This window comes from Staphylococcus sp. TCBT05 (assembly GCF_055179755.1).
This window is the reverse complement of the sequence record NZ_JBUQDQ010000025.1, coordinates 103046-118819: the sequence shown is the minus strand read 5'-3', so window position 1 is coordinate 118819 and position 15774 is coordinate 103046. Positions and strand designations below refer to the sequence as shown.

Below are 15774 nucleotides of genomic sequence, written 5' to 3'. Positions count from 1 at the left end.
ACACCTACGTGAGATGTTGAGTTTCTACTTATACACCTAATTGTTCAATAGCTGTACGATATTGCTCTTCAGTAATATAGTTTTGCTGTTTCATTTTTTCTAAATTAACTTTAACTCTATTAATAAAATTATCTGACATATCATTTAAATCATATACGCTAGGTGCATTCACCTTGCTGGCTAACATTGCACTTTGTAACACAGTAATTTGCGGTAAATTTGAATTATTCTTATTCGTTGTTGTGCCAAAATAATGATTAGCGGCTGATTCAACTGTATATTGATTACTTCCAAAGTAAATATTATTTACGTAAAAACTTAAAATTTGATCCTTATCATATGTCTTTTCAACTCTATGCGCTACAAACAATTCTTTAATTTTACGTGTGATGGATTGTTCGTTATCATAAAAATAATTTTTAACAACTTGTTGTGTTAATGTACTACCACCTTGAACATTATTGTCACTTAAAGTTGAAAATAATGCTCGAGAAGTACCTTTGAAATCAAAGCCATGGTGTTTGTAAAAGCGTTCATCTTCCATTGCTACAAATGCACCTTTAGTGTAGTTAGGCATGTCTGCAGCAGATACATAACTTGATTTATCTTCTATACTCTTTAAGTCATCAACATTTGCTTGCAAAGATAAGGCATACATAACACCTATAAAAATTGCGAAGATTAATACGATTGGTAATAATATTTTGAATATTAAACCCCTACCTTTTTTCTTTTTCTGCGGTTTACTCACCGGTTGAACATAAGTGTTGTGATAGGGCTGATTATAATTTTTCTCTTTTGACTGCATTGTGGATTGCTTGTAACGATCGCTTCTTTTCATGCGGCAGCTCCTTTATATTGCTCTCACTATATTATAAGTGAGTTTAACAAGAGTTTAAACGTTTATCTACAAGAAAGTACAAAAATCAGTCGCAAGGTGTATGAATATCTCAATATCAAGTTTTAAAAAGCTTTCAAATGAATAGATTTACTTCAAATAAATAGTTATTTTTACTTAGTGAGCAAATAAAAAAATGTCACTCTCTACTATTTAATAGAAAATAACATTTTTGCTTTAATCAAATTAATTAATAAAACAGTCTAGGACATTAGTCTTTCAGACTAAATTAAAATCGATAATTTTTACTGTTAATGATTTGTAATTTTACTTAATTCTTCATTACTTAACTCGTTTTTTCAATACTTAGTTTATCTCAGTGATAATTTCTGTCTCAATTACTTCAATATAAAGCGTCTTATTTTTTGTAGTAACAATATATAAGAACTGAGTATTGTTTACGAGATACCTGAGAAAGTAGGATGCGTGTCGAGACCGAGAATTGACCCAGCCTCAAGTTATCAAGGTATGCAAGCAATAACAAGCCCATCAAAGATTAAAAATCTTTGATGGGCTTAATGCTGGGCATTTATGTCCCAGACTCAAATTGATTTAAAAGTGATGACTTAAATAATTATCAAACACTGTGTTTACGTTATAACTAGTCATTTAGTTGATTAACGATTTCTCTATTGAAATCGTCTAAATCGTCTGGTGTACGGCTTGTTACGATATTTTTATCAACTACTACTGATTCATCGACTACTTGCGCACCAGCGTTAGATAAGTCTTTACGTACATTTAATACAGCAGTAAGTGTACGACCATTTAAATCATCTGTGTCAATTAATATTTGTGGACCATGGCATATAGCAAATGTTGGCACGTCATTTTTAGTGAAGTACTTAGCAAATGTACCGTATCTACCTTCAGAATCACCACGTAAATGGTCTGGTGAGAAACCACCTGGGATTAATAAACCATCATAGTCTTCTGGTTTTGCATCGGCAATACTTAAATCAACAGTGGCTTTTGCGCCATGTTTCCCAACGACTTCACTATTTGCTTCATCTCCAATAATAACGACTTCATGACCTGCCTCTTCAATTGCTTCTTGTGGACTTGTTAATTCAATATCTTCAAATTCATCAGTTACAATAACTGCTACTTTTTTAGCCATGTAATATCACCTTTCTCTTTTATGTTCTATATTTTATATAGACAAAAGTAAAGTGATTTAAACATTATTAAACAAATCTGAATACCTATAGATACTATTGATCATTTGATTTAGATACTGTTTTAACTTTTTCCTCTAATTGATCTAAAAGTCCGATCCATTCATCAATATCTTCCACTCTAACTTCATCAGGGTTTACATGATCAATGTCATCAATGAATTTTTCTAATCTTGTTTTAATTTGATCAATTGTTTGGTTTTCATTCATTTTGTAAGGAACTCCTTTATATAAGATATGTTAATCCTAACATGAATTTGACAAAAATAGGTATAGTCTGAATAATATTTATAGTAAAATAGAAGAATTAGTACTATTATCATAATCATTTATATACCTATAATGATTACTACATAAAATTTAATTCATTATAAGTAGCTATTAGTAATGATAAATGTTCAATCTGTACATGATAACCGCTAATCAATTCATTTAAATATAGAAAAGCAAAAAGAAGGAAGTTTTAATAATGCTAAACACCTATAGTGTGAATACTAAAAAACCTATCACGATTACTAACGACCCTTGGGAATCATATAACGATATTCAGGCACATAATCAATTGACGTTGAGTAATATAGAATTTACGACAACTAATTTATGTAATATGCGTTGCAGCCATTGTGCTGTAGGCTATACATTACAAACAACGGACCCTGACCCATTACCAATGGATTTGATTTATCGCAGATTAGATGAAATCCCACACCTAAAAACGATGTCAATTACTGGTGGAGAGCCAATGTTCTCTAAAAAATCTATAAGAAATGTTGTTAAACCATTGTTAAAATATGCCTATGATCGTGGCATCTATGTCCAAATGAACTCAAACTTAACATTGCCATTAGATAGATATTTAGACATTGCAGAATATATTGATGTAATGCACATCTCTCACAATTGGGGAACAATTGATACATTCACCGATGTTGGCTTTGGAGCAATGGAAAAACAACCACCAATCAAAGCTAAATTAAAGTTATACGATCAAATGATTACTAATGCACGTACATTGTCTGAACAAGGTATGTTTATATCTGCAGAAACAATGTTAAACCAAAGTACCTTACCCCATTTAGAAAAAATACATCAAGAAATTGTAAATGATATGAAATGTAGTCGCCATGAAATACATCCGATGTATCCTGCTGATTTTGCCAGTCAATTAGAAGTCTTACCATTAGCTGATATGAAAAAAGCAATTCATCATTTATTAGACTTTCGTGATCCTAATACTTGGATGTTATTTGGTACATTGCCTATTTACCCTTGTATCAATGATGAACAAGACCAAGCATTACTTCAACGATTACGTGATACTGAAAATGTTACTATGAGAAATGATCCTGACGGACGAAACAGATTAAATGTCAATGTGTTTACTGGTAATGTCATTGTGACTGACTTTGGTGATGAAAATGGAACTATTTCTAATATCAAATCAGATAAATTACCAGATGTCTTTAATCAATGGTTACAAACACCTTTAGCACAATCATTAAATTGTCATTGTTCAGAATTTAATTGTTTGGGTCCAAATGTATTAGTAAAAAATATGTATTACCCTAACACTGACTTTAAAGAAAAAGAACGTCAAATGCACCGTATATATTCAATGACATAAAATCATATATAATAAGTATTTATAAGTGAATATATTACATGAGCCTAGACATTCGTCTTACAGATTAAAATAAATTCGATGACTTTTAACATCCTTTTAGGATGATAAAAAGAAGCACCATAGAAATGGTTGCATACATTTTTGTGGAATTGTTTCTACTAAATGATATTCAATAGGTGCGATGTCGGTTTTAGGTATAAGTATTACAGTTTCCATTGGTAGAGTTAATTGAGATATATTTAAATTTTTTATACATAAGACACCTCGTTAATTTAGTTTAGTATGTTTATTAAATTATACGAAGTGTCTTCTTTTTTGTAGTAATGATATATGCACTTCGTCTTGTTTTCGAGACACCTGAGGGATTAGGGTGAGTGCCAAGACCAATGCTCGATCCATCCCCCTAGATAAGCGATCAATAACAAGCCCATTAATGATCAAAAACCTTTGATGAGCTTTACGAAACAATGATTTACAACACAACATATAAAAAAACTACCTACAAAACAATAATGTTCTGTAGATAGTTTCATCATTTAAGAATTTAACACCTATACTTTATTCTATTTTTTGTACATTCGACAAAAATTCTATTGTGTTTTTACTCTCTGTTCGACGTTCTTTACGTCGTTTAACGCGAGCAGGCGCCGTATCATGGAACCATTTTTCAGTTTCAGATTCAGGATATACGTCTGGGACTCCAACAGGCTTACCTTGATCATCCAATGCAACAAATGTTAAAAAACTAAGTGCTGCTAAATGACGTTCATTATTCAATACATCTTCAATTATAATTTGTACACATACTTCCATAGATGATGTGCCTGCAAATGTGACCATCGCTTCGTAAGATACAACATCTCCTGTTTTTATTGGCTTCAAGAAGTCTACAGAATCCGTAGACGCTGTCACCACTTGTGCATTACTATGTTTCATAGCTGTAATAGCAGCAATTTGATCAATATTAGCCATCATAGTTCCACCAAACATTGTGTGATGGTGGTTAGTGTCTTGTGGAAAAACTTGTAACGCCTTCACACTACGTCCTTCTGACATTGGCTTACTCTTTCGATTTCCCATATATACTCATATCCCCTCTTTAAGTCGTATGACCTATCTGTAAATTATTTATACAAACAAGATTTAATTCAATTTTTCCCATTATAATTTTCATCATCGTTTATATCTCAGTTATTAGAATTTATGCCCAATTACCATTTTCAAATACTAATTCCTTTTTACCATCTTGTGTAATGCCATATATTGTTAAGTCCGAACTTCCAATCATAAAGTCAACATGTATTAATGAATCATTTAGTCCATTCTCTATTTTCTCTTCAGTAGTCATTTCTGTACCACCTTGAAGGTTAAATGCATATGCAGCACCTAATGCAACATGACATGATGCATTTTCATCAAATAACGTATTATAGAAAATCGTATTTCTATTTGAAATTGGGGAATCATCAGGTACTAATGCAACTTCACCTAAACGTTTGGCACCATCATCAGTATTTAATAAATCTCTTAATACCGCTTCTCCTTGAGCTGCTTCAAAATCTATAACTTCACCATCTTTGAACGTAAGTTTAAAGCCATCTATAATGTTACCATTATGGCTTAATGGCAATTTATTCGTTACATAACCATTTACTTTCGCTCTATGTGGTGCAGTAAACACTTCTTCAGTAGGAATATTGGCAACAAATTTTTGTCCTTTACTTGTATAGCTTGTCGCATCTTCCCAGATATGGCCATCAGGTAATCCTATTTCTAAATCTGTACCTTCAGAGATATATTGTAGCGCTTTATATTGTTTACTTTGTAATTTTTCTGCATGTTTACTTAAGTTAGCAACATGATTTTTCCAATTTTCAACCGGATCATTGCCATCTACACGAACAATATCTAACACTTCATCAATAAATTTCTCATATGCATCACCCTCATTTAACTCAGGGTATACACGTTTCGCCCAAGCTTTAGAAGGATATGCGGCAACACACCATGGAAATTCATTTTTCTGACTTTTTTCCATATAGCCTTTATACGCAATTGAATATGCGCGTTGGAAAGTTCCTAATTTATCATTATCAATTCCGTTCAATAAGTCTGGATCTTGAGTGATTAACGCAAGGTTTGCTGCACCTCTATTAACATAATCCATTCTTTTTTCTACTTCATATGCTTTAACTTCATTATTCTCAAAATGGTCTAACGATTCATGTTCAAATTTCAAACGTGTTAACCGATCATCACTATATTCAACCTTAACATCTGAAGCTCCTCTTTCATAAGCAGCTTCAACTATGTAATGTGTCAATTCTAATGCGTCTACACTTGAACGAATAAATACCGGTTGCCCTTTTTGTACATTCATACCTACATTTACGAGTAATTGCGCATATTGCTGTAACTTATCTTGTAAATTTGTCATATTAACACGCTCCTTTGTTTATTTGCGAAGTTGTCCAAGTGCATCTGCAATAGCCGCTGTTTCACTTGGAGTAAAAGAATCTTTAGAAGTAACATACTCATGGATTTCTTGCACTTCTTCTTCATTCGCAGTCTTATATTTTTCTGGATCAATTAAACTTTGATTAACCAAGTTTAATTTTTCACGAATTTCTTCAATCATTTGTTCATTTCTTGTTGTCACAGTACTCACCTCTTTTTACGTTTTATTTTATCAAAATTACCTATCTTGTTAAACTTTTATCATAAATGCCCTTTAGAAATGATTAAAAAAGCTTTAAAATGGGAATTAGGATTATACAATTTGGAGGTACACAATGATTTCAGTAGCATTTGTTTGTCTTGGAAATATTTGTCGTTCACCTATGGCTGAAGGCATCATGAGACAAAGATTACAAGAACGCAACATTACCGACATAAAGGTGTATTCACGAGGTACAGGTAAATGGAATCTCGGTGAACCACCACATGAAGGTACGCAAGACATACTATCACGAAATAATATTTCGATTGATGGAATGATTAGTGAGTTATTCACATCTACAGATGATTTCGATTATATCATTGCAATGGATCAAAGTAATGTTGAAAACATACGTAACATCAACCCAAATATCAAAGGACAATTGTTTAAACTATTAGAGTTTAGTGATATGGAGGAAACAGATGTCCCTGATCCATACTATACAAATAATTTCGAAGGTGTATATAAAATGGTACAATCATCTTGTGATAATTTAATTGATTTTATACTTAAAGATTCAAATTTAGGAGAGGGGTAACACGACATGCAAAACAAATTAATACCGGGAATTTTATTAGGTGCCGTGATTGGAGGCACTATAACTTTAGCAGATAAATCAACACGCCAATCATTAAAACAATCAATTAAAGATGCTAAAGAAGGTAATCGTTCACAAAAACCTTCAAAAATTGGGAATATTAAAGATGAAGTTCTTTACTGGAAAGATGTAGTTGAAGAAATTAGACGCAACAATCCTGAATTAGAACGTTCATTAAAGGATGCAAAGGATACATTTGTAGACCGTAAAAATAATCGTTTAAATGGTTAACTTTATTTAACCACTTTGCAAACAATACTAGAGTGCATTTGCTCTGGTATTGTTTTTTTTTTACAATAAAAAGTCTAAACAATATTTTTAAAAAAGATAAATTAGAGTTTTATAGAAAGAATCACGTAACACATATTTACCAAAAACAATTTTTACAGTATATTAAAGTGGTATATGAAAATATAATACATAAGGAGCTTTGATATGTCTAAACAAAAACGAAGTACTTCTGAATTCCTTAATGAAATTAAAGAGGAAGAACAAGAAACACATACTCAAAATGAACATAAAAGTAAATCGAAACGTGATCGAACTTATATCACACCTGATCAATTCAAATCAAAGTCAGCAAAGAAAGAAAATCAAACATTTTTTGTATCTCGCATTAATAAACCTGTAAAGTATACCAAGGATTCTAATTTTTTCTCATATTTAATTTATCGTATTGGTAAAGATGATGCATCAGGTCTATCTGCACAATTATCATATTACTTTATGCTATCACTTTTTCCAATGTTACTATTCTTATTGTCTATAGTTCCTATGGTAGGTATAAAACAGTCGACGATTCGTTCTATGATTAAAGAACATGTACCACCAGATTACGCACCCCAAGTATCATCTATCATTGGAGATATCATGGGCAACGCAAGTAGTGGCTTACTTTCAATCGGTTTAATAATGGCATTGTGGTCAGCTTCTAATGGTATGACCGCAATCATGAATTCATTTAACGTTGCATACGATGTTGAAGACAGTAGGAACTTTATCGTCTCTAAATTACTCAGTGTACTTTTCACACTAGCAATGGTTATTATCTTCCCAATTGCAATGATTTTACCAACATTCGGCCAGCAAATTGGTGCACTACTATTTGGTCCACTCGGTCTTGGTGAACAAGTTAAGATTATTTTTAACTTAGTGAGATTTATTTTACCTCTCATTATTGTGTTTATAGCTTTTGTTGTATTGTACACATTAGCACCTAATGTGAAGATTAAAATGAAATCTGTTATACCTGGTGCTATTTTTGCAACAATTGTATTTTTAGGTGGGACTTACCTATTTAGTATTTATATTTCTAATTTTGCCAACTATTCTAAAACATATGGTAGTATCGCCGGGGTTATCATATTAATGCTTTGGTTATACATTACTGGTTTTATTATCATTATTGGCGCTGAAATTAATGCAATTATGCATCAACGAAAAGTAATCGCCGGTAAAACACCAGAAGAACAAACATTAGCAGAAATCAATAATCAACAGAATATATAAATATAAAATTAATAATAAAAAGGACAATCGAAATAATCGATTGTCCTTTTTATTATTGAATTAAATTATGTTGAAAGGCATAGATAACAGCCTGTGTTCTATCTTGAACTTCAAGTTTACTCAATATATTACTAACATGTGTCTTAACGGTCTTAATTGTTATATGTGATGCGCTCGCGATTTCTTGATTTGAATAACCTTTAGCTATAAGTAATAAGATTTCCATTTCGCGCTCTGTTAACATTTCATATAATTCTGCACGTTGTTTCATTCTATTACGCATTTTCACTAGTACTTCTGCTTCAAAAACAGATTCACCAGCATGTGTTTTCCTAATTGCTTCAGCAATATCACTTGCACTTGTTGTCTTTAGAATATAACTATCAACCCCTGAATCTAGTGCTCGATATACTTCATTATCTTCTATATAACTTGTTAACATAACTACTTTGATTTGAGGTAAGTCCTTTTTAACTTGCTCGGTAGCTTCGACACCGTCCATGTCATCCATGAGTAAATCCATCAAGATTAAATCTGGTTGTAGTTCATGTGCCTTTTCAATAGCTTCTTTTCCTGATTTACCTTCTCCTACCACATCAATATCTGACTGTGTTGATAAATAACTTGAAATTCCTATTCTAACCATTTCATGATCATCAACAAATAATACTTTAATCGTCATTAGACTCCTCCTTATTTAACGGTGCTTTCACTTCAATTCTTGTACCTGCATCAGGTAACGATACAATATGGAAAGTCGCGCCAATTTCAAGTGCACGTTCTCGCATATTTTTCAACCCATAACTTTGCTCTAATTTATCGTCAACATTAAAGCCTTTCCCATCATCTTGAATACGTAATAAAAGATAATCTTCTTTATTAAATAATTCAATCGTAACTTTAGTTCCCTTAGAATGTCTTAATGTATTAGAAATAGCTTCTTGCGTTATTCTAAACAAATGATCCTCGATACCTTTAGGTACTTTAAATTCTTCAATATCATGTACAACCTTCATAGGTACTTTCTTTTGTAAATCAACGACTAAATCTTTAATACCTTCACCTAATGATTTATCTTTTAAACCAATTGGTCTCAAATGTAAGAGTAAAGCACGCATTTCTAGTTGTGAATCTTGAATCATTTTTTCTAGGACTGGAATTTGTTGGTTTAAAGGTGGCTCCAAGTTCGATTCTTTAATAGCTGAAAGCATCATACTCGCAGCGAACAATTGCTGACTTACAGAATCATGTAATTCTCTAGCTAACCTTTGTCTTTCATCTTCTATTATTTTTTTAACCTTAACGTCATTAATATTGTATGACTCATTTGTTAAATTTTGCGTCTTCATACGCAGTTTATGTACCTCTTGATTAAGTGGCACTAACGTTTGGTACAATTCTATCGTTTCATTGTACAGTTCAATATTTTGGTCATTAATCCCTACTGTTTGACCTTCAATTGAGCGTTCTATTTGGTTTTGTAACCAATGATTTTGTTGATTTATTTTATAAGCTAAAACAGAACCAACAATGATACATAACAATATTACTAGTAAATTTAGAAAAAGCAATACTGGAATACCAAATATTTGTGTGTAAAACATGCCCTGGAAATACATGATATTTACAAACACTTTATCTATAAAAAAGATTGCAAAAAATGTACTATAAACTAATATTAACATCGAGCCAATCGCTCTTATATAGTGATTCACTTATAAATCACCTCAACATCACCTAAGAATGTTGAAACAAAGATATTCACAGCATAATTTTCAGCTTTAGTCTGTTCTTCAACCTTTATATTATTGTTTTCCACTTTGTAAGACTTATCATTGATATAAGCATTACCATATAAAGTGGTGAAATTTAATTTAATATTATAATTAAGCGGAACAATGATTTGTACTTTACCTAAAATATGTCTCACAACAACTGTATTATTTTCCTTAATATTTGCTGCTTTTGACATATCTATATGGACATCACCAATGCCGTGTTGAACCTGTAAATCTTCCCATTTATATACATAAACTGGTGTACGTTGTTCACCAAACCATTTTTGCTTAATAAACTCGGGTGACTCTACATCTTCGTCCGTTGCAACAACTTTTAATGGTTTAAATCTATAAATAATATATCTCACAATTAAGACAATTAAAAAGATAAATAAAATTATAATAGTGTATTTATTAGAGAGTAATGTAAAGGCAATTAATAATGTTCCTATCCAAAAAGACAATAGTCCTCTTACTTTATGAAAATATAAGTAACCTACATAAACTAAAATGCACCCTAGTAATAACACTAATAAGAAGCCAATCTTTTCAAAGAAAATGTAATAAAAATTGGCTATGATCATTAAAGCTGTAAATATGATCAACATTTCAGTTGATATATATTTATGAGTCATGTTTCGCCACCTTTCTTCAAGCGACTAAACTAATACGTTCGATTAAATCACATTCTGTTTCTACATTTGCTTTCTCTGTAGCTTGATGTGATAAATCGGCTTCAATTCTCGCGTAGTCTGCTTCCATTCCATTTAATTTATTTTTAATATTTTCAATTTCATTATCATCGATTTCCTTAGCGCAATAAATATGTTTTTCCTCTATTTTATCGATATATTTATTCTCTAAGGTTAAAGTTAAACTGTCAATTAATTCTTCTAAATATGCTTTTCTTTCAATTAAGTATTTGATATATAATTCGATGCTTCTTAATTTTTTATCTAATGCATCTCTGTATTCTACTAAACTGCTATAAAATGTATTTCGCGTAACTTTTTCTAAATATAACGTAATATAATTCATAGAATCACCTCATGCTTGATTAGATTCTATTATAAAAAATATCCGGAGCCATTGTAATAGGCTCCGGAACCATCTTATATTAGGACTTTAGACCGAAACACCTTTTAATCTATTTTAGTAGTTAAAACAGGTCCATCTTTTGTCACAATCACTGTGTGTTCAATTTGTGCAACAAAACTTTTATCATTTGTTTCAAATGCCCATTCATTTTTACCTTCTGTAACGAATGTAGCATTTGTTGAAATAAACGGCTCTACTGCTATTACAGTGCCCTCTTTTAATAATGTTTTATCTTTTGGATCATAATAATTCATTACGTGGTTTGGTGCTTCGTGTAATGATTGGCCAACACCATGCCCCGTTAGGTTTTTGATTACTGTCAAATCATTTTTACGTGCTGTTGCGTGTACAGCCTTCCCGATTTGACTTAATTTCGTACCTGGTTTCACCTTAGTCATTGCCGCTTCAAATGCTTCTAAAGCCACATCGCATACCTTTTGCTTTAATGGATTATCTGATTCTCCGACTACAAATGAAATTCCAGTATCTGCATAATAACCATTCTTTAATGCAGAAACATCTATATTTACCAAGTCGCCTTCTTTAATTGTGCGTTTACCAGGGATACCATGAGCAACTTCTTCATTTACACTAATACATGTTTGCCCTGGGAAGTTTTCATCATGGATAGGTGCAGAAATTGCACCATGTTCTTCAAATAAATCCTTTGCAATATCATCTAATTCTTTAGTTGTGATACCAGGTACTGTAGCAGCTTGCATTTTGTCGCGAACTAAAGCACAGATGTAACCAATGTCTTTTAACGCAATTAATTCTTCTTCTGTTTTTACAATCATTTTATCCCGTTCCTTTTTAAAATTTATATTCTTTCTTATTATAGCAGATTTTTTTTGATATAATAAATTAGAAAAATTCAACAAGTACAGTTTAACACTATACTTGAATGAATCATACGGCAACTTTTGTTTATATACTACGTTTGATTTTTTAATCTACTAGGAGTTTTGTTAATGAATGATAATTGGTATAAACGCATTATCGGTGCAAGAACAATTAAAACAGGTTTAGCTACATTTTTAACTGCATTTTTTTGTTTAGCCTTAGATTTAAATCCTATTTTCGCAATATTAACAGCTATCGTAACAATAGAACCAACTGCTAAAGCATCATTAAAAAAAGGCTACAAACGTTTGCCTGCAACTGTAATTGGTGCATTATTTTCTGTTGTATTCACCTTTATCTTTGGTGACCAGTCGCCATTTTCATACGCCTTTAGTGCAACATTTACTATTATTTTATGTACTAAACTTAATTTACATGTTGGTACCACGGTAGCAACGCTTACAGCGATGGCGATGATTCCAGGTATACATGAAGCATACTATTTCAATTTCTTTTCGCGTTTATTGACTGCCATTATCGGATTGGTCACTGCTGGGTTAGTCAACTTCATCGTCTTACCACCCAAGTATTATGATCAACTTGAAGACAATATTAATTTAACGGAATCTTTGATGTATGATTTATTCAACACACGCATGAAACAACTGTTACTTGGGAAGTTTACTAAAGGAGCACCCTTCAATCAATTGAACGCATTGTTAGATTTAAACCAAAAGGTAGAAACACTGCTATCCTATCAAAAAGACGAACTCAGTTACCATAAACACCATGACGATGAATGGATCAGACTTAAATCATTAACGACACGCTCACACACTAACAGATTATTTATCACACATCTTTCTAACCTTGTTTATTTACCTAAGGATACATATGAAGTGTTTACTTGCGAGGAACGCCTTGCAATACTTAATATTGCACATAGTATTAGTGAAATTCATAAAACCGGACATTTCGAAAGACAACAACGTGCTGCTTCCGTGTTAAAAGCATCTGTTAAAGGGTTAGATGAATTTGATGACAATCAAATAAAGAGCCATATTATTTACGAAATATTATTAATCTATCGTATATTAGATCATCGATTTGCCTAAATGGTTACAATCGATTTTAAACACTTTACTCTTCTTGTCATACAGTTTCAAACCAAGGTTCATTTAAAGTCTTTATTGGTAATTGTCTAGACTTTGTTTATTATATTTAGTACATTGCTAAAGTACCTGATAACGTGATAGACCTCGTTTAGTCACTGGTTAAATGATTGTTTCTAAGAAATCATCAAATCAAAACAGAATATTTCCATATAAAAACTGCCAATACAGTGCACGCACTGTATTGGCAGTTTTAGTTATATCTTTATTAAACCTATAAGAATAGGATTATGCTATACCTGTTACTTTGAAACACGGTCGACAATAACTTGCTTTGCCGCTTCTTCTTCCGTATTATCTAATTGTTTCGGCTCGAATGGAATATTCTTTCTCTCACATGCCTTCTCCAATAAATAATCCGTTATTTCATGATTTTTAGGTAAAATTGGCCCATGTAAATAAGTACCTAATAAATTTTTATAATGAATCCCTTCTTTTGCATCGTCATCATTATTACCAAAACCATGCACGACTTTACCTAGCGTACCAAAATTATGATACGTTCTTCCACCATGGTTCTCAAAACCAACAATTGTACCAAATGTCTCACTTTCAATTACTATATCACCAGTCAGTCGGTCAGTTTGTGATTTAGTATAAAAGTCTAAAATGTTTAAACCTGCTAATTCTGTACCATCAGGTGTAATATATTTACTGCCTAAAAACTGATAACCGCCACAAATTGTTAAGCCTGGCATACCGTCTTCAATTGCAGTTTTTAATTTTTCTTTAATTTTACTTAGTTCTTTAGTAGCTAATGATTGTTCTCTATCACTACCACCACCGATAAAGAAAATATCACAGTCATCTAATGTTACACCTTCAGTTTCATTTACATTTCTGACATTTAATTTAATGTTTCTCAGCTTGGCACGTTGCTTTAATGCAATGATATTCCCTATATCACTATAAAGGTTTAATTTATCTGGCATAAAGTGATAAACCGTTAATTCGTTCATTTATCTTTCCCCTCCTCAAAAGAGTGGTTTAACTGACTAAGCATTGGCGTTAATGAAGTATAGTTTGGTATCGCCACAGTAAAACTCTCTTTAAACTCCATTGACTTAGCAGTGGCCTTATAAATGTCTTTCTCTAATATGATTGGTACATTTACTTCAGCCAATTTCAATCTCAATTGTAACTCTTCCGCACGAGTCCCTGTAACGATTATCGCTTCAATATCCTGACGTGTTAGCTTTTCAAAGTCGGCATCATAAATCCAGGATGTGTCCTTTCCATCAGCAGCATTGTCATTTAAACTCATTAGATATACTTTACGTCCTTCTAATTGTTCACCTACTGAAAGACTCGCATTCATACCGGCAGGATTTTTAGCTAGGTTTATCATTGCTTCTTTACTATCTTTTCTGAAATATTGCATACGTCCATTATTTGATGTGTATGTTTCAAATCCTCTTCGTATCGCATCATTATTTAATCCTAATTCTCTCAGAACTGTATATGCTGCAATTGTATTATAAGCATTAAAATCGCCTGCAATTTTCATATTAAACATTTCATTTTCAATGGATATATTAATAAAAGGGGTTAAATCAAAGTGAGATACTTCGTATTTCGTTGCTTCACGCTTAAAGCCACAATTACAATGATAATGCCCAATTTGGTTATAATGGATATAATCATAATGTAATAGTTGTCCGCAATTAGGACAATACTTGCTCTCATTCATTGTACTTTGTTCAAATTCATGTGCATGAGCTTTCATACCGTAATATTCAACTGTATCACTTGCAATCTTCAATCTACTTACAAATGGATCATCAGCATTTAGTAACAACTTTATACCTTTATTACTAATAGCATTAGCAATATTGTTAACCATAATATCAATTTCACCAAAGCGGTCCATTTGGTCTCGGAAGAAGTTTGTGAATACCATCATTGTCGGCGTTACTTCATTTAGCACTCTTGGTATCGATCCTTCATCAATCTCAATAACAGCAATCTTTGTTGCTGGTTTGATTTGTAAAATGAATGCCGAAGTGATGCCAGCTGCCATGTTCGCACCTTCATTATTATGTATGATTTTAATATCATTGGCTCTTAAAGTATGACCTATTAAATTTGAAGTGGTTGTTTTCCCATTTGTACCACTTATAAATACAATTTCATCCACTTGAGAAGCTAATTTTCTTAATATATTTTTATCTACTCTTCTAGCAATTTGACCTGGCAAGTCAGTGCCCTTTTTCCCTGCAGCTCTGCTCGCTTGCCTTGCTACTTTTGCTAGTCGTGTCGCAGTCCAACGTCTCATGTCGTTCCTCCTCTACTTCTTCACTTAAAATATTATAACATGATTAAGTTGTATTCCAAACAATTCTCATTAAGAATTATCA

General features: G+C 32.1%; 18 protein-coding genes. 5 read left to right on the top strand and 13 right to left on the bottom strand.

The window, feature by feature from the left end; all coding sequences use genetic code 11:
- Positions 1 to 28: 28 nt before the first annotated feature.
- The 3 genes from sgtB to ACY191_RS06645 form a co-directional block, all read right to left on the bottom strand.
- Entirely contained in the window at positions 29 to 841 is an 813-nt protein-coding gene (gene sgtB / locus ACY191_RS06655) for a monofunctional peptidoglycan glycosyltransferase SgtB (protein WP_463269964.1), read from the bottom strand.
- A 658-nt stretch (positions 842 to 1499) separates the two neighbouring features.
- On the bottom strand, positions 1500 to 2018 hold the full coding sequence (locus ACY191_RS06650) for a type 1 glutamine amidotransferase domain-containing protein (protein ID WP_042739167.1): 519 nt from the start codon (positions 2016 to 2018) through the stop codon (positions 1500 to 1502).
- Positions 2019 to 2112: 94 nt separating this feature from the next.
- Positions 2113 to 2286, bottom strand: a complete 174-nt coding sequence (locus tag ACY191_RS06645) for an SE1561 family protein (RefSeq protein WP_107513199.1) — start codon at positions 2284 to 2286, stop codon at positions 2113 to 2115.
- Positions 2287 to 2545: 259 nt separating this feature from the next.
- On the opposite strand from ACY191_RS06645, the gene yfkAB reads away from it, so the two are divergent.
- Positions 2546 to 3700, top strand: a complete 1155-nt coding sequence (gene yfkAB / locus ACY191_RS06640; RefSeq protein WP_042739168.1) for a radical SAM/CxCxxxxC motif protein YfkAB — start codon at positions 2546 to 2548, stop codon at positions 3698 to 3700.
- A gap of 558 nt (positions 3701 to 4258) precedes the next feature.
- Here the strand turns inward: yfkAB and ACY191_RS06635 are convergent.
- The 3 genes from ACY191_RS06635 to ACY191_RS06625 all read right to left on the bottom strand — a co-directional run bounded on the left by ACY191_RS06635 (position 4259) and on the right by ACY191_RS06625 (position 6338).
- A complete protein-coding gene (locus ACY191_RS06635; protein ID WP_042739169.1) occupies positions 4259 to 4780 on the bottom strand; it encodes an acyl-CoA thioesterase in 522 nt (173 codons plus the stop codon).
- Between the two features lie 121 nt (positions 4781 to 4901).
- Complete coding sequence (locus ACY191_RS06630) at positions 4902 to 6137, bottom strand: aminopeptidase (RefSeq protein ID WP_229366879.1); 1236 nt, start codon at positions 6135 to 6137, stop codon at positions 4902 to 4904.
- A gap of 18 nt (positions 6138 to 6155) precedes the next feature.
- Positions 6156 to 6338, bottom strand: a complete 183-nt coding sequence (locus tag ACY191_RS06625; RefSeq protein ID WP_082039199.1) for a DUF1128 family protein — start codon at positions 6336 to 6338, stop codon at positions 6156 to 6158.
- Between the two features lie 154 nt (positions 6339 to 6492).
- Between ACY191_RS06625 and ACY191_RS06620 the strand changes: the two genes are divergently transcribed.
- The 3 genes from ACY191_RS06620 (at position 6493) to ACY191_RS06610 (ending at position 8526) form a co-directional block, all read left to right on the top strand.
- Complete coding sequence (locus ACY191_RS06620; protein ID WP_042739172.1) at positions 6493 to 6957, top strand: low molecular weight protein-tyrosine-phosphatase; 465 nt, start codon at positions 6493 to 6495, stop codon at positions 6955 to 6957.
- Between the two features lie 6 nt (positions 6958 to 6963).
- Entirely contained in the window at positions 6964 to 7248 is a 285-nt protein-coding gene (locus tag ACY191_RS06615; protein WP_042739173.1) for a magnesium transporter CorA family protein, read from the top strand.
- A 204-nt stretch (positions 7249 to 7452) separates the two neighbouring features.
- Positions 7453 to 8526 carry a YihY/virulence factor BrkB family protein gene (locus tag ACY191_RS06610; protein ID WP_042739174.1) on the top strand — a complete coding sequence of 358 codons (1074 nt, stop codon included), beginning with the start codon at positions 7453 to 7455 and terminating at the stop codon, positions 8524 to 8526.
- 52 nt (positions 8527 to 8578) lie between these two features.
- Here the strand turns inward: ACY191_RS06610 and vraR are convergent, their stop codons facing one another.
- The 5 genes from vraR to map form a co-directional block, all read right to left on the bottom strand.
- Positions 8579 to 9208: a response regulator transcription factor VraR gene (vraR, locus tag ACY191_RS06605; protein ID WP_042739175.1), complete on the bottom strand. Its 630-nt coding sequence runs from the start codon at positions 9206 to 9208 to the stop codon at positions 8579 to 8581.
- Complete coding sequence (gene vraS, locus ACY191_RS06600; protein WP_042739176.1) at positions 9198 to 10241, bottom strand: sensor histidine kinase VraS; 1044 nt, start codon at positions 10239 to 10241, stop codon at positions 9198 to 9200. Before vraS ends, vraR begins: the two co-directional genes overlap by 11 nt.
- Positions 10238 to 10939: a cell wall-active antibiotics response protein VraT gene (gene vraT, locus ACY191_RS06595; RefSeq protein WP_042739177.1), complete on the bottom strand. Its 702-nt coding sequence runs from the start codon at positions 10937 to 10939 to the stop codon at positions 10238 to 10240. Before vraT ends, vraS begins: the two co-directional genes overlap by 4 nt.
- A 16-nt stretch (positions 10940 to 10955) precedes the next feature.
- Positions 10956 to 11342, bottom strand: coding sequence for a hypothetical protein (locus ACY191_RS06590; protein WP_042739178.1), 387 nt, complete (start codon positions 11340 to 11342; stop codon positions 10956 to 10958).
- A 104-nt stretch (positions 11343 to 11446) separates the two neighbouring features.
- Complete coding sequence (map, locus tag ACY191_RS06585; protein ID WP_042739179.1) at positions 11447 to 12199, bottom strand: type I methionyl aminopeptidase; 753 nt, start codon at positions 12197 to 12199, stop codon at positions 11447 to 11449.
- A gap of 174 nt (positions 12200 to 12373) precedes the next feature.
- Between map and ACY191_RS06580 the strand changes: the two genes are divergently transcribed.
- A complete protein-coding gene (locus tag ACY191_RS06580; protein WP_229366878.1) occupies positions 12374 to 13360 on the top strand; it encodes an FUSC family protein in 987 nt (328 codons plus the stop codon).
- A 299-nt stretch (positions 13361 to 13659) separates the two neighbouring features.
- On the opposite strand, the gene gatD is transcribed toward ACY191_RS06580, so the two are convergent.
- Positions 13660 to 14376 (bottom strand): lipid II isoglutaminyl synthase subunit GatD, encoded by a 717-nt coding sequence (gatD, locus tag ACY191_RS06575; RefSeq protein WP_042739181.1) that lies wholly within the window; start codon positions 14374 to 14376, stop codon positions 13660 to 13662.
- Positions 14373 to 15692, bottom strand: a complete 1320-nt coding sequence (gene murT, locus ACY191_RS06570) for a lipid II isoglutaminyl synthase subunit MurT (RefSeq protein WP_107590090.1) — start codon at positions 15690 to 15692, stop codon at positions 14373 to 14375. Before murT ends, gatD begins: the two co-directional genes overlap by 4 nt.
- Positions 15693 to 15774 lie beyond the last annotated feature (82 nt).

Excerpts from the sequence above, each read along its gene's own strand:
- sgtB (WP_463269964.1), bottom strand. The coding sequence starts at position 841 with ATGAAAAGAAGCGATCGTTACAAGCAATCCACAATGCAGTCAAAAGAG.
- ACY191_RS06650 (WP_042739167.1), bottom strand. The coding sequence starts at position 2,018 with ATGGCTAAAAAAGTAGCAGTTATTGTAACTGATGAATTTGAAGATATT.
- ACY191_RS06645 (WP_107513199.1), bottom strand. The coding sequence starts at position 2,286 with ATGAATGAAAACCAAACAATTGATCAAATTAAAACAAGATTAGAAAAA.
- yfkAB (WP_042739168.1), top strand. The coding sequence starts at position 2,546 with ATGCTAAACACCTATAGTGTGAATACTAAAAAACCTATCACGATTACT.
- ACY191_RS06635 (WP_042739169.1), bottom strand. The coding sequence starts at position 4,780 with ATGGGAAATCGAAAGAGTAAGCCAATGTCAGAAGGACGTAGTGTGAAG.
- ACY191_RS06630 (WP_229366879.1), bottom strand. The coding sequence starts at position 6,137 with ATGACAAATTTACAAGATAAGTTACAGCAATATGCGCAATTACTCGTA.
- ACY191_RS06625 (WP_082039199.1), bottom strand. The coding sequence starts at position 6,338 with ATGATTGAAGAAATTCGTGAAAAATTAAACTTGGTTAATCAAAGTTTA.
- ACY191_RS06620 (WP_042739172.1), top strand. The coding sequence starts at position 6,493 with ATGATTTCAGTAGCATTTGTTTGTCTTGGAAATATTTGTCGTTCACCT.
- ACY191_RS06615 (WP_042739173.1), top strand. The coding sequence starts at position 6,964 with ATGCAAAACAAATTAATACCGGGAATTTTATTAGGTGCCGTGATTGGA.
- ACY191_RS06610 (WP_042739174.1), top strand. The coding sequence starts at position 7,453 with ATGTCTAAACAAAAACGAAGTACTTCTGAATTCCTTAATGAAATTAAA.
- vraR (WP_042739175.1), bottom strand. The coding sequence starts at position 9,208 with ATGACGATTAAAGTATTATTTGTTGATGATCATGAAATGGTTAGAATA.
- vraT (WP_042739177.1), bottom strand. The coding sequence starts at position 10,939 with ATGACTCATAAATATATATCAACTGAAATGTTGATCATATTTACAGCT.
- ACY191_RS06590 (WP_042739178.1), bottom strand. The coding sequence starts at position 11,342 with ATGAATTATATTACGTTATATTTAGAAAAAGTTACGCGAAATACATTT.
- map (WP_042739179.1), bottom strand. The coding sequence starts at position 12,199 with ATGATTGTAAAAACAGAAGAAGAATTAATTGCGTTAAAAGACATTGGT.
- ACY191_RS06580 (WP_229366878.1), top strand. The coding sequence starts at position 12,374 with ATGAATGATAATTGGTATAAACGCATTATCGGTGCAAGAACAATTAAA.
- gatD (WP_042739181.1), bottom strand. The coding sequence starts at position 14,376 with ATGAACGAATTAACGGTTTATCACTTTATGCCAGATAAATTAAACCTT.
- murT (WP_107590090.1), bottom strand. The coding sequence starts at position 15,692 with ATGAGACGTTGGACTGCGACACGACTAGCAAAAGTAGCAAGGCAAGCG.